The sequence below is a fragment of the Phreatobacter sp. genome (assembly GCF_051860605.1).
Classification (GTDB): domain Bacteria; phylum Pseudomonadota; class Alphaproteobacteria; order Rhizobiales; family Phreatobacteraceae; genus Phreatobacter.
The window spans coordinates 41,536-54,289 of sequence record NZ_JBHYDR010000003.1 but is presented as its reverse complement, the minus strand read 5'-3'; the positions used below and the strand labels follow the sequence as shown (position 1 = coordinate 54,289).

The 12,754-nt window shown below is 69.2% G+C and carries 12 protein-coding genes; 7 read left to right on the top strand and 5 right to left on the bottom strand.

Translation table 11 applies throughout. The annotated features are described in order from the left end of the window. Window positions 1–7 precede the first annotated feature (7 nt). Complete coding sequence (locus tag ACTIFS_RS05755; RefSeq protein WP_439573105.1) at window positions 8–1,981, bottom strand: methylmalonyl-CoA mutase family protein; 1,974 nt, start codon at window positions 1,979–1,981, stop codon at window positions 8–10. 149 nt (window positions 1,982–2,130) lie between these two features. Here ACTIFS_RS05755 and ACTIFS_RS05750 point away from each other — a divergent pair, with 149 nt between their 5' ends. Both ACTIFS_RS05750 and ACTIFS_RS05745 read left to right on the top strand, forming a co-directional pair. Beyond that, window positions 2,131–2,997, top strand: a complete 867-nt coding sequence (locus ACTIFS_RS05750) for a sugar phosphate nucleotidyltransferase (protein ID WP_439573104.1) — start codon at window positions 2,131–2,133, stop codon at window positions 2,995–2,997. Continuing rightward, window positions 2,994–3,776, top strand: coding sequence for a class I SAM-dependent methyltransferase (locus ACTIFS_RS05745; protein WP_439573103.1), 783 nt, complete (start codon window positions 2,994–2,996; stop codon window positions 3,774–3,776). Before ACTIFS_RS05750 ends, ACTIFS_RS05745 begins: the two co-directional genes overlap by 4 nt. A 62-nt stretch (window positions 3,777–3,838) precedes the next feature. Here ACTIFS_RS05745 and ACTIFS_RS05740 read toward each other — a convergent pair whose 3' ends face one another. Further along, window positions 3,839–4,225, bottom strand: coding sequence for a DUF2267 domain-containing protein (locus tag ACTIFS_RS05740; protein ID WP_439573514.1), 387 nt, complete (start codon window positions 4,223–4,225; stop codon window positions 3,839–3,841). Between the two features lie 169 nt (window positions 4,226–4,394). Between ACTIFS_RS05740 and ACTIFS_RS05735 the strand changes: the two genes are divergently transcribed. Beyond that, window positions 4,395–4,805 (top strand): nuclear transport factor 2 family protein, encoded by a 411-nt coding sequence (locus tag ACTIFS_RS05735; RefSeq protein WP_439573102.1) that lies wholly within the window; start codon window positions 4,395–4,397, stop codon window positions 4,803–4,805. 289 nt (window positions 4,806–5,094) lie between these two features. Next, window positions 5,095–5,481, top strand: coding sequence for a hypothetical protein (locus tag ACTIFS_RS05730; RefSeq protein ID WP_439573101.1), 387 nt, complete (start codon window positions 5,095–5,097; stop codon window positions 5,479–5,481). A 112-nt stretch (window positions 5,482–5,593) separates the two neighbouring features. On the opposite strand, the gene ACTIFS_RS05725 is transcribed toward ACTIFS_RS05730, so the two are convergent. Together ACTIFS_RS05725 and ACTIFS_RS05720 are read right to left on the bottom strand one after the other, a co-directional pair. Beyond that, window positions 5,594–6,394, bottom strand: a complete 801-nt coding sequence (locus tag ACTIFS_RS05725) for a DsbA family protein (RefSeq protein WP_439573513.1) — start codon at window positions 6,392–6,394, stop codon at window positions 5,594–5,596. A gap of 10 nt (window positions 6,395–6,404) precedes the next feature. After that, window positions 6,405–7,784: a M48 family metalloprotease gene (locus ACTIFS_RS05720; RefSeq protein WP_439573100.1), complete on the bottom strand. Its 1,380-nt coding sequence runs from the start codon at window positions 7,782–7,784 to the stop codon at window positions 6,405–6,407. Between the two features lie 202 nt (window positions 7,785–7,986). On the opposite strand from ACTIFS_RS05720, the gene ACTIFS_RS05715 reads away from it, so the two are divergent. Both ACTIFS_RS05715 and ACTIFS_RS05710 read left to right on the top strand, forming a co-directional pair. Further along, entirely contained in the window at window positions 7,987–9,165 is a 1,179-nt protein-coding gene (locus tag ACTIFS_RS05715) for a pyridoxal phosphate-dependent aminotransferase (protein WP_439573512.1), read from the top strand. A 112-nt stretch (window positions 9,166–9,277) separates the two neighbouring features. Next, on the top strand, window positions 9,278–10,699 hold the full coding sequence (locus ACTIFS_RS05710) for an amidase family protein (protein ID WP_439573099.1): 1,422 nt from the start codon (window positions 9,278–9,280) through the stop codon (window positions 10,697–10,699). Window positions 10,700–10,711: 12 nt separating this feature from the next. Here ACTIFS_RS05710 and ACTIFS_RS05705 read toward each other — a convergent pair whose 3' ends face one another. Then, the gene (locus tag ACTIFS_RS05705) at window positions 10,712–10,834 is read right to left on the bottom strand and encodes a hypothetical protein (protein ID WP_439573098.1); all 123 of its coding nucleotides are present in this window, start codon (window positions 10,832–10,834) and stop codon (window positions 10,712–10,714) included. Window positions 10,835–11,075: 241 nt separating this feature from the next. Between ACTIFS_RS05705 and ACTIFS_RS05700 the strand changes: the two genes are divergently transcribed. Beyond that, window positions 11,076–12,611, top strand: a complete 1,536-nt coding sequence (locus ACTIFS_RS05700) for a helicase HerA-like C-terminal domain-containing protein (protein ID WP_439573097.1) — start codon at window positions 11,076–11,078, stop codon at window positions 12,609–12,611. The last annotated feature ends 143 nt before the right edge of the window (window positions 12,612–12,754 follow it).

The window sequence follows — 12,754 nt, the reverse complement described above, 5'->3', positions numbered from 1 at the left end:
GGCCTCCTCACGCATCCAGCGCGGCGCGCGCCGCTTTCAGGCACTCTACCACGTCGCAGCCGGCGAAGATGAAATCATCGACGCCTGCCACCTTCAGCGCCGCCTCCAGATCGCCGGGCCGGCCGGCAAGCCAGATCTGCCGAGCGCCGGCGTTCCTCAGCGCCTCTGCCGCATCGGCGGCCTCGCTGGCATAGAGATCATCGGACGAGCAGAGGCAGGCGATGGCCGCCCCGCTCGCGCGGAAAGCGGCGACGAGCGCGGCAAGATCGCCGAACGGCTCCGGGATCGGCGCGGCAAAACCCCCGGCCTCGAACAGGTTCCGGGCGAAGGTCGCCCGCGCCGTGAATGCGGAGACCGGTCCCAGAACGGCGAGGAAGACCTGTGGCCGCGCGCCGCGTCCGGCAGTCAGCGCATCCAGCGCGCTCCGCAGGGCCTCGAAGGGTTCGGCAAGGCGCATGGGCGCCAGCGGATCGACGAACACCGTGTCGGACTTCGGTCGCGACAGCGCCGAGCGGAGGCTCCCGCCGGCAAAGGCCGTGACCTGCGCCGCGAAGCGTTCGCCGCCGCCGGCCGGCGGCAGGTCGACGGTGGCCGGACTGCGCCGCGTTTCGCGATGCGGCGGGGTAAGCACCTCGGGCACCGTTTCGTTGATGTTGGGGAATTCGGACGCACCGGTCAGCGGCTCGCGGCGCCTGGCGATGGCCGAGATGCGTGCGGCCCGCGCCTTCGCCACCGCCGCCTGAACCGTGCCGGTCGAAAGCGCGGCAACGATGCCGCCGGCCTTCTCCCAATCCTGGAACAGCGCCCAGGCATGCCGGCAGATCTCGTCCGTCAGCGCCTCCATGCCACCGGAGCCGGCCGCCGGGTCGGCGACCCGGTGCAGGTTCGATTCCTCGATCAGGATGAGCTGCGTGTTGCGGGCAACGCGCCGTGCGAAGGCATCGGGAAGGCCGATGGCCGCCGTCCAGGGCTCGACCATCACATGGTCGGCGCCGCCGATGCCGGCGGCGAACACCGCGGTGGTGGTGCGGAGCCAGTTCACGGCCGGATCGACCCTGGTGAGCATCCGCCAGCCGGTCTCGGCATGCAGGTCGAGAGGCGAGGGGGCGAGGCCCGTCGCCTCTTCCATCCGCGCCCAGAGCCGGCGCATGGCGCGCATCTTGGCCATCGACAGGAACTGGTCGGCATCGGCCGTCAGGACCACCGAAACGGCGCGCGCCGCCTCGTCAAGCGGCAGGCCGGCAGCCTCCAGCACGCGCAGATACTGGACAGCGGTGCCGAGCGCGAAGGCCAGTTCCTGCGCCTCGGAGCCACCGGAATCGTGGATGACACGGCCATCGGCGACAAGCTGGCTGCCGGCGAAGCCGCGGGCGCGCAGGCCCAGCACCGCATCGCTGGCCTTTGCCGCCGCGCCGTTCCAGTCTTCCAGCGTGCCGCGGCGGGCGAAGGCACCGATCGGATCGATGCCGAAGGCGATGTTCAGCGCCGCCGGGTCCAAGCCGTCGCGCGCGACCTTTGCCGCCAGCATGGCGGCGAGATGGCCCGCCGCGGTGCCGGCATCCACGCGGATGGGGATGAGGTCGAGCATAACGCCGTCCAGCAGGCGGTCGAGATCGGCCAGATCGTCGATGACGAGCGCATCGCCCCGCCGGTCGCCGATCGCCCCGCGCGTGACGATGACGAGGCCGGACGCGCCGCCGGACAGGTCCTCCAGCGCCAGCGCATTGGCCTCGGCCGGATCGGGGTGGTCCATGCGCTGGACGACCGTCCACGGCGCGCCGGGCGCGCGTGCGGCGAGAGGGGTGGCGCCGGTCTTGCGCGGATAGAGCGGCTGGATGGCGATGCCGTCCGCCGTGCGGTTCACCAGCACCTTGTCGAAGGGCTTGCCCTTGAGCACGGCATCGACGGCCGCACGCCAGGCGGCTTCGGTTGCGGGGGGGAACTCGGAGGCGAGGGCGAGCGGTTCGCCGGTGTCGGTCATGGAGTGGGCCATGCAGCTTCGATGCCATGAAGTCGCGGCAACCGGAAGGCGTCCTTTGGGTGGAAAGGCGGAGCGGGGCAGGCGCTTTACCCTCCCTTAACCATGATCGCCGCATCTCTTGGAGGGTTGCGAGGTCCGGCGGTGCGCTCATGAAGGTGGTGATCCTGGCAGGCGGTGGCGGGACACGCATGTCGTCCGATGGCGGTCTCGCGCCCAAACCCCTGCTCGATATCGGCGGCCATCCGATCCTCTGGCACATCATGCGCTCGTTCTCGGCGCAGGGTTTCGACGACTTCGTCATCGCCACCGGCCAGCAGGGCGACCGGATCAAGCGGTTTCTCATCGACGCGGTGGATACCGCCGGCGATCTCGACATCGACGCCGGTCGCGGCCGGATCGTCCGCTCCGGCGAGACCGGTGCCTCCTGGCGCGCCACGGTCGTGGACACCGGCACGCTCACCGGGACGGGCGGGCGGCTGGCGCGGCTTCGCCCCCATCTCGCCGGCGCGCCGTTCATCGTCGCCTATGGCGACAGCCTCTCGGATGTGGATGTCCATGCCGTCATCGACCGCCACCGCCGCCGCGGCCATCCGGTCACCGTCACGGCCGTGCGCCCGCCGGCCCGCTTCGGCGGCCTTCGCTTCGATGGCGACAAGGTCGCCGGATTTGTCGAGAAGCCGCAGATCGGCGAGGGCTGGATCAATGGCGGTTTCGCCGTCTTCGACCCCGTCATTCTCGACCACCCGGCACTGGCTGGCGACGGGGCGACGCTCGGCGGGCTGTTCGAGGCGCTGGCGGCCGAGCGCCGTCTCGGCGGCTACCAGCACGAGGGCTTCTGGCTGGCTGCCGATACCCTGCGCGCGCTGAAGCTGCTCGGCGAGCTCTGGGAGAGCGGCGCTGCGCCGTGGATGCGGCCTCCGATCGTGGCCGATGCCCCGCCCCTTGCGCCGGCCGACGCGCCAGCGCTTGCGCCGGCCGATGCTGCGCTGCGCCCGGCCGCGTGGAGCCTTGCATGAAGGTCGTCGACTGCCCGAGGACCCGTCTCTACGCGATTGTCGCCGAGGCCTTCGACACCATCGGCTGCCAGCCGGCCATGATCGAGCTTGGCGTCCACAAGGGCGACAATGCCGAACTGCTGATGGAGGCGCTGAAGCCCCGCCGGTCGGTGCTCATCGATGCCTGGAGCGCCGAGGCGCTCAAGGCCTATTCGCATTTCGAGGCCCTGCCGCCCTGGCTTCTGCCGCTGACCGCCTTCGAGCGCTATTTCGGCGGCAGCCTCAGCGATCAGGCGACCTTCGACCGCACCTACGAGATCGCGGTTCAGCGCTTTGCGGGCGACGAGCGGGTGGAGATCATCCGCGACGACACGGTTCCGGCCTGCGCGCGCCTGCGCGACCGCCATGGCGCGGGGTCCTTCGACTTCATCTATGTCGATGCCAACCACCAGTACGAATATGTCCTGCGCGACCTGCTCCACTATCAGGACCTGCTGGCGGAGGACGGCGTGATGATGCTCAACGACTGCTGCCACAGCCTGAAGGGCATGAACCAGAATCTCGGTGTGCTGGAGGCGGTCGGCAATTTCCTCAAGCGCGCTGAGTTCACGCCGGTCGCGCTGACCAGCACCGACATGGGCGACCTCGTCATCGCGCGTCAGGGATCGGCCGTGGTCCGCGCGCTGGATGCCGCGCTCGACGGCTCGGACCTGTCATTCGTGGAGGTCATGCCGCAGATGCTGCCGGCGGCGCATATCCGCGTCAGCCCGCAGGGGCGCGCGCGTGTGAGCTTTGCCTGAGGTGCCACAAACCCGGCCGCGCCCCTGACGGACGCAGCCGGCGCGTGCTCACGACGGTCAGATCAGACGAACTGCGACAGGCCCGGCGTGCCGGCGACGATCTGGCCCATCACGTCCTCGCCCGCATGTTCGCGGCCGAAGGCCATGAGCTCGCGGCCGACGGTGGAAATCTGGCCCATGTCGAGGCCGGCGCCCATCAGATTGGCGCCGAGGCCCATGATGCCGCCGCCCATCATGCTGCCCATCATGCCCATCAGGCCGCCGCCGCCATCGCCGCCGGAGGCCTGGGCGATCAGGGTTTCCGAGCCGGGCAGGGCGGCCAGCATCTGCTGCACCTGCTCCTGCGGGCCCTCCTTCTGCAGGAAGCCGAGGATCATGCCGACAGCCTTGGCGGCGAGGGCCTGGTCGAGGCCGGCAGCGGCTGCGACGCGGTTGATGAGGTCCTCGATCATGTCGGTCTCCGAAGGCGGGCTCCCGGCCCCCTCTGGGCCGGCGCCGCGCAATATGGCCGCGTGCGCGAGGGCCGGCAAGCGGCCCGGTTCCGCCGGACGGCACTTTGTGGTTTGCTCCACAGCGACGATCCATCGCAAGGACGACTGACCACAAGGGAGGCCCGCCATGTCACATGCCGCCGTCTGGGAGGCCGAACGGCCCTCGACCTATGACCGCTCCACCGTCGAGGCGGTGGTCAACCTCTATCTGGACGGTCTGCACGAGGGCGACGCCGACAAGCTGGCCGACGCCTTCCACCCGACCGCCGACCTGCGCTGGCAGGAAAAGGGCGAACTCAGCATCCTCACGCGCGACGACTGGCTGGAGCGCGTGCGCAAGCGGCCCTCGGCCAAATCGCAGGGCCAGCCGCGCCACGATTTCGTGGTGATGGTCGACCGCTCGGACGCCCACACCGTCTTCGTCAAGGTGCAGTGCGCCCTGCCGCCGCGCTTCTTCACCGACTATCTGGTGCTGCTGAAGCTGAACGACGGATGGCGGGTGGTCTCGAAGGCCTACCGGTATGAGTTGAGGGAGTGAGCGGCGGGCTTCGTCTCAAGGGCATGTCCTCCCACGTCGATGGCCGTCCCCGGCCCGGCCATCGACAGCTCCCTTGTTCCCGGATGTCCGCTGGATGAAGGGAAACAGCCGACCAAAGGGCCTCGCGCCCCCTTTGTCTTCTTCGGGCTTCGGCAATGGCTGCGCCTTGCCCGCCCGTTGGTATCTGACCGGAAACGTGGCCGAAATACCGTCCCGCCCGCGCGACATGGTCCGGTTGGCCGGCGAGCCTAGCGTGCACTGAGGCAATCAAACCTCAAGTGTGAAGCTCATGCCCTATATCGCCGCAATCGCCGTGGCCGGCATCCTGCTCCTCCAGGCCTCGGGCTCGATCCCGCTGTCCAGTGTCGGTGGACCTATGACCATCGCGGCCGTCTTCCTGGCCGCCGCGCTTGCAGTGGGCCTCCACGAGGCCTGGACGAAGCGGCGGAGCCTCGTTGGCTGGATCGTGAATATCGTGGTCTCGCTCATCGGCGCATTCGTGGCTGCTCAGCTCGGGGGCCTCGCCATGGTGACGATCCTGCCATTCCAGGGTTCGTTGGCGGCCGCGGGCGGACCCGTCTTCGCGATCGCGCTTGCCGGAGCGATGCTGGCCACGCTGTTGGGGGCGTGGGGAGCGATCGAGGCCGTGAACCGCCTGTTCCGACGCGCCGGTTGAGCGCTGCCGGGCCCCCGTCCTTCACCACCAAATCGTCTGGGTCCTGCTCAAACCCGGCGACGGTCGGCCCCCAGTCTCGGGTCCTGCCGGGCGAAAGGCGAGGGGACAGGCCTCAGCACACCCCGACCTGACGGCCGCAGGTCGCGCGCGCCCTTACGATGTTTTCGCGCAGGCGCGCGAGGCCGACCGCTCCCACCACCACATCGTCGCCGACCACGTAGCTCGGCGTGCCGTTGATGCGCAGCAGTTCGGCGAGGCGCGCATTCTCCGCCAGCGTCGCGGCCACCTGGGGGGAGGCCATGTCGCGCTCCAGCCGTGCCATGTCGGCGCCGACATCGCGGGCCGCCTCCAGCGCGCGCGCCCGGTTGGCCTGGCCGCGGCCGCCCAGCAGCTTCTGGTGGAATTCGAAGTATTTCGGGCCGTCCAGCTGCATCTTCAGGGCGATGGCCACCTGTGCCGCCTCCACCGAGCCGGGACCGAGAACCGGGAAATCCTTCAGCACGAGACGGATGCGCGGATCGGAACGCAGCAGCTCGACGGTCTCGGGCAGCGCCCTTTTGCAGAAGCCGCAATTGTAGTCAAAGAACTCGACCAGCGTGACATCGCCCTGCGGATTGCCGAGCACCACGGCATTCGGCGAGCGATAGAGCCGATCGCGATTGGCCTGGAAGGCTTCCGTGCGGGCGCGCTCCTCGGCCTGCGCCTGACGGCGCTCGAGTTCCACCAACGCTTCCTGCAGCACCTCCGGATTGCGCAGCAGGTAGTCGCGCACGATGGCCTCGATGCGCGCGCGCTCCTCGGCCGTGGGCTGGGCCGGCGCGCCCTGCGCCAGCACGGGCGCCAGCGGGGCCGTCAGCGCCAACGCGCCGGCGATGAGGCCGGTCCGGGCGAGCTTGGCGAGGCGGTGCAGCATGGAATGTCCCTCAGTTGCGCCGCGGCGGGCGCTCATTGACGATATCCTGGGCCTGAGCCCAGCCGGGCGAGCCGGCCGGCAGCGAGGCCTGGGCGCGGCGCGCAAGGCCGCGCGCGGTGTTCACGTCGCCCGAATGCAGGGCCGCATAGGCCGCGGCGAGATCGGCCTGGCCGCGGTCGTTCTTGCGGCCATAGGCGACGGCAAGGTGCCGGTAGCCGTCGGCGGCCTCCGGCTCGCGCTGCAGGGCGAGGCGCAGTTCGCGGATGGCCGGATCGAGATCGGCGGGACTGCCCGCGCTGATCAGCGCGTGGCCGAGCATGATGCGGATCAGCCCGGCATTGGGGGCGAGCGCCACGGCGCGGCGCAGCGGGCCGATGGCGGCACGCGGCTGGCCGGTCTCGAGCAGGATCTGCCCCTTGATCTCGTGGAAATAGGCATTGTTGGGCTGGGCGCGGATGAGCTCGTCCGCCAAAGCCGAGGCCCGGTTGCGGTCGCCGAAGCGGAACATCTGGATGGCGCGCGCATAGCGGGCCGGCAGCGAATTGTCGGAGGGCGGATAGCGGCGCGTGATCGCGTCCTGACGCTCCAGGAAGCCGGCAAGCTTGGCCCGCGCCAGGTTGTGGCGCATGACAAGGGCGGGGGGGTCGGCCTTGCCGTAATGCGGGCTCGCCTTGGCCAGCGGTTCGATGACGGCGATGCGGTCGGCCGGGATCGGGTGGCTGATCGCGTAGGGGTCGGCGCGCCGCGCCTCGAACATCGACATGTTCTGCAGCCGGCGGAACGTCTCCACCATGCCGCGGGCCGACTGGCCGGTGGCGTTGAGATAGGTGATGGCAGCCCGGTCGGCGGCCGCCTCCTCGCCGCGCTGGTAGGAGAGCAGCGAGCGCATGGCGATATGCGGGCCGGCCATGATCGCGCCGGGGGCGGCCTCCGCGACGCCGCTCGCCCCGCGCCCGCCGACGGCCCCGGCCGCGATGGCGCCGGCGCCGAGGATCATGCCGATGGCGGCGATCACCTGGGCGCGCTCCACGGCCTCCCGCAGGCGCGCCAGGTGCCCGCCGGCAATGTGGCCGGTCTCGTGGGCCATGACGCCGATCAGTTCGTTGGGCGTGCGAGAGTCGAGGATCGCCCCGGCATTGATGAACATGCGCCGGCCATTGGCGACGAAGGCGTTGAAGCCGCGATCGTTGACGATGATGACATTGGTCTGGCTGCCCCCGACCCCGGCCGCGCGGAACAGCGGCCGCGCATAGTCGCGCAGCAGGTTTTCCAGTTCCGTGTCGCGGATGATCGGCAGGCCGCGCCCCTGCGCGCCGGCAATACCGGTCATGGCCACCAGCCCGGCAAGGGCGGCGGCGGCAATGCGGACAGGCAGACGGAAAGGCTTCATGTCGTGCGCAGCCTAGACAAGGGCTCGTTCGGCGGTCAACGCAGGCACCATCACGTTCGGGCGAGGGTCGTGACCCCCGCGACGCACTGTGTTAGGCGCTCACCCGGCCCTCTTGGCCGCCCAACCGGGCGAAACCATGACGTCGCCGACCCGGCCCGGCCATCGCGCCTCGGCCATCCAGACTTCCGACGGGGATCCATCCATGTCGCGCGAGGGCATTGCCCGCCAGCTTCTCACACCCACGCGCCGCGGTTCGGTGGCGCCCTTCCTGGTCATGGACGTGATGACCGCCGCGGCAAAGGCGGAAGCGGAAGGCCGGAGCATCATCCACATGGAGGTCGGCCAGCCGGCCGCGCCAACCCCGGCAAGCATCCGCCAGGCGGCGGCAAGGGCACTGACCGACGGGCAGATCGGCTACACGCTGGCGCTGGGCATTCCGGAACTGCGCCAGCGCATTGCGCGCCACTATGCCGGGACCCACGGCGTGGAGGTGCCGATCGGCCGCATCGCCGTGACCATGGGCTCCTCCTCTGCCTTCATCCTGTCGTTCCTGGCGCTGTTCGAGGCGGGCGCGCGCGTGGCCATCGCCAGCCCCGGCTACCCGGCCTACAAGAACATTCTGGAGGCGCTCGGCTGCGAGGTGGTGTTCATCGAGACCACTGCCGCGACCCGCTATGCAGTGACGCCCGACATGCTGGCCGCCGAACATGCGCGCAAGCGGCTGGACGGCATCCTCATCGCCAGCCCCGCCAATCCGACCGGCACGATGATGACGCCGGAAGCCCTCAAGGCGCTGATCGAAGCCTCGCAGGATCTCGGCATCCGCTTCATTTCGGACGAGATCTATCACGGCCTGTCCTACGAGATGCCGTGCCACACGGCGCTGGAGACCAGCGACGACGTCGTGGTCATCAACTCCTTCTCGAAATATTACTGCATGACCGGCTGGCGCATCGGCTGGATGGTGGTGCCGGAGAGCCTTGCCCGCTCGGTCGAATGCCTGGCCCAGAACCTGTTCATCTCGGCGCCGCAGCTCTCGCAGGTCGCGGCGCTCGCCGCCTTCGACGCAACCGCCGAGCTGGAGGCGATCAAGGCCGGCTATGCCGCCAACCGGCGCGTGCTGCTGGAGGGGCTGCCGAAGGCCGGGCTCGACCGGCTGCTGCCGGTGGACGGCGCCTTCTACGTCTATGCGGACGTGGCGAAATATACCAATGACAGCCTCGATTTCGCCCGCCGGATGCTGGCCGAGACCGGAATTGCGGCGACACCCGGCCCGGACTTCGACCCCTATGGCGGCCTGCATGCCGTCCGCTTCTCCTTCGCCGGCTCGACGCCGGACATGGAGGAGGCGGTGCGGCGCCTGGCCGCCTGGCTGAGATAGGGCAGGGGCGGTCAGCCACCCGCGCGGTGGATGCAAGCTGCGCGCTTTCGCGCCTTCCCTATCGGGACCGGCCCCGCCACCATGCCCCGCCGCAACATGAGGGGACACAGGCATGGCCAAGGCACCGATCTGGCAATGGGGCGCCACCGAGACCGCTTCCGCGATCGCCAGGGGCAAGATCACGTCGGAAGAGGTGACGAAGGCCCATATCGACCGGATGAAGGCGGTCAATCCGAAGCTGAACGCCGTCGTCGTCGATCTGACCAAGGATGCCCTGAAGGCGGCGCGCGCGGCCGACAAGGTGCTGGCGAAGGGCGAGCCGGTGGGGCCGCTGCACGGCGTGCCGGTCACCATCAAGATCAATGTCGACGTGAAGGGCCAGGCCAATTCCAACGGCGTCGTCGCCTTCAAGGACATGTTCGCCCCCGAGGACGCGCCGGTGACGGCCAATCTGAAGAAGGCCGGTGCCGTTGTGCTCGGCCTGACCAACACGCCTGAATTCTCGCTGCGGGCCTTCACCGAAAACCCGCTGCACGGGCTGACCCTCAATCCCTGGAGCCCGGACATCACCTGCGGCGGCTCCTCCGGCGGCGCAGGCGCCTCGATGGCCGCCGGCATCGGCTGCATCGCCCACGGCAACGACATCGGCGGCTCGCTGCGCTGGCCGGCCTATTGCAATGGCATCGCCACCATCAAGCCGACTCAGGGACGCATTCCCGCCTTCAACCCGAGCGCGCCGGCCGAACGGCCGCTGATGGCCCAGTTCATGTCCTCGCAGGGGCCGCTCGCCCGCTCCGTCGCCGATGTCCGGCTGGGGCTGGAGGCGATGGCCCAGCGCGACCCGCGCGACCCCTGGTGGGTGCCCGCGCCCCTCAGGGGGCCGAAGCCGAAGGGGCAGGTGAAGGTCGCCCTGGCGAAGATCCCCTCCGACATGAAGACCGACCGCGACGTGATCTCGCTGGTCCGGTCGGCTGCCGACCACCTCGCCGATGCCGGCTACGACGTGAAGGAGGTGGAGGTGCCGGATCTCGACGGCACCTGGCGCCTGTGGTGCGACCTGATCATGACCGAGATGCATGTGCTGCAGGAAAAGCAGATGCGTCAGGTAGCCAGCGACGGCTTCAAGACCACCATGGACGGCTTCCTCAAGCTGGCCACCCTGCTCGACTACGAGGGCTACATGAAGGCGATTGCCCTGCGCTCGCGCTTCATCCGCAACTGGCTGGCCTTCCTGGAGGACTATCCCGTCGTCCTGACGCCGCTCTCGGTCAATCCGGTCCCCGAGACCAATGCGGACCTCAAGGGCGCCAAGCGCATCGCCGAGGTGTTCTGGAACGACGTGCGCTTCATGTCGGCCATCAACCTGCTCGGCCTGCCGGCCGCCGTGGTGCCGGTCGGACTGGCGAAAGGCACGCCGGTCGGCGTGCAGATCATCGCCTCCCGCTACCGCGAGGACATCTGCCTCGATGCGGCGGCGGCCGTCGAGAAGCGTGCCGGCCGGCTGGTGCCGGAGCTCTGGAAGCGGATGGGGTGAGGCTCCGGGCCGTCACTCGCCGGGGCCGGGGATCGGCGGGCGCTGGTGACGGCCGGAGAAGTCGACCCAGGCCAGGATCGCGCCGAAGCCGACGAAGACGACGAGGACAAGGCCGAGAAAAGCGGTCTGGGTCATGAGGGTCTCCCGCGGGGACGAGGTGCGCCTTTGGCGGGGGGAACGCCGGCAACTGGTTTCAGATGAGACTATCTGCCCCGGAAAGCCTTGATCTGGGTCAACGACCGGGGGTCTTCGGGGAACGGTGCCCGGTCCTGCGGCCCGCATCGGCTGCGTCGATGCGCGTGGCAAACGCGCTTGGCGTTCCGCCCGGCCCGTTGCTACAACCGATGCCACCTTCGCCAGCCCCGGGACGCACAGCATGGCCGACGACAAGCTCCTCCTCGGCAAGAGCACCAAGCAGGAGTTCCTGACCCTGAGGCTGGCCAACCGGCACGGCCTGATCACCGGGGCCACCGGCACCGGCAAGACCGTCTCGCTGCAGGTGCTCGCCGAGGCCTTCTCCAATGCCGGGGTTCCGGTCTTTGCCGCCGACATCAAGGGCGACCTTTCGGGCGTTGCGGAGATGGGCGAGGAAAAGCCCTTCATCCTGGAACGCGCCAAGACGGTCGGCCTCGACTGGCACGCCGATTCCTTCCCCGTCGTGTTCTGGGATCTGTTCGGCGAGCAGGGCCATCCGATCCGCGCCACCGTCGCCGAGATGGGGCCCGTGCTGCTCGCCCGCCTGATGGATCTCAACGACACCCAGGAAGGTGTCATCAACATCCTGTTCCGCTATGCCGACCAGCACGGCATGGCGCTGCTCGACCTGAAGGACCTGCGCGCCATGCTGCAGGAGCTGGGTTCCAACAAGGAACTGCAGAACCAGCTGCGCACGGCCTATGGCAATATCTCGCCGGCCTCCATCGGCGCCATCCAGCGCCAGCTTCTGACGCTCGAGAACCAGGGCGGCTCGCACTTCTTCGGCGAGCCGGCGCTCGAGCTGAAGGACCTCATGCGCACCGACCGCGAGGGTCGGGGCATGATCAACCTGCTCGCCGCCGACAAGCTGATGGCGAGCCCCAAGCTCTATTCCACGTTCCTGCTCTGGCTGCTGTCCGAACTGTTCGAGGAACTGCCCGAGGTGGGCGATCCCGACAAGCCGAAGCTGGTGTTCTTCTTCGATGAGGCGCATCTCCTGTTCAAGGACGCGCCCAAGGCCCTGCTTGAGAAGATCGAGCAGGTGGTGCGCCTGATCCGCTCCAAGGGCGTCGGCGTCTATTTCGTCACCCAGAACCCGCTCGACGTGCCGGAGACCGTGCTGGCCCAGCTCGGCAACCGCGTCCAGCATGCCCTGCGCGCCTTCACGCCGCGCGACCAGCGGGCGGTCAAGGCGGCCGCGACCACCTTCCGCCAGAACCCAAAGCTCAACACCGAGGAGGCCATCACCCAGCTCGGCAAGGGCGAGGCACTGGTGTCCACGCTGGAGGGCAATGGCGTGCCGTCCATGGTCGAGCGCACGCTGATCTGTCCGCCCTTCGGCCGCATCGGCCCGGTCAGCGAGCAGGAGCGCCGCCGGATCATGGCGAGGAGCCCGGTCCGCGGAAAATATGACGAGGCGGTGGACCGGGAATCCGCCTACGAGATCCTGCAGAAGGCCGCACAGCAGAAGGCGCAGGCCCAGCAGCAGGCCGAGCATCAGGCCGAGCAGGCCAGTTCCGGCGGGCTCGGGGGCATTCTGGGCGGCATTCTCGGAGGTGGTTCGCCACAAGGCGCACCGCGAGGCCGTGGCCGTCCGCCCGCCAGCGCCGGCGAGACCATCGTCAAGAACGCCGCCAATTCCATCGCACGATCCATCGGGACGCAGGTGGGACGGGCCATCGTGCGCGGTGTGCTCGGGGGGTTCCTGCGCCGCTGATCAGGTATGCACATGCCGCCCGAAAGCGAAAATTCCATTCAATTCAATGGAAAACCGTAGAGGGACCGTAACCCGCCGTCTTTATGCCACCTCCCCGACAAGAGTGCGCCTTCGCAGGCTGGTCTGCAACGGTCGGTAGCGAC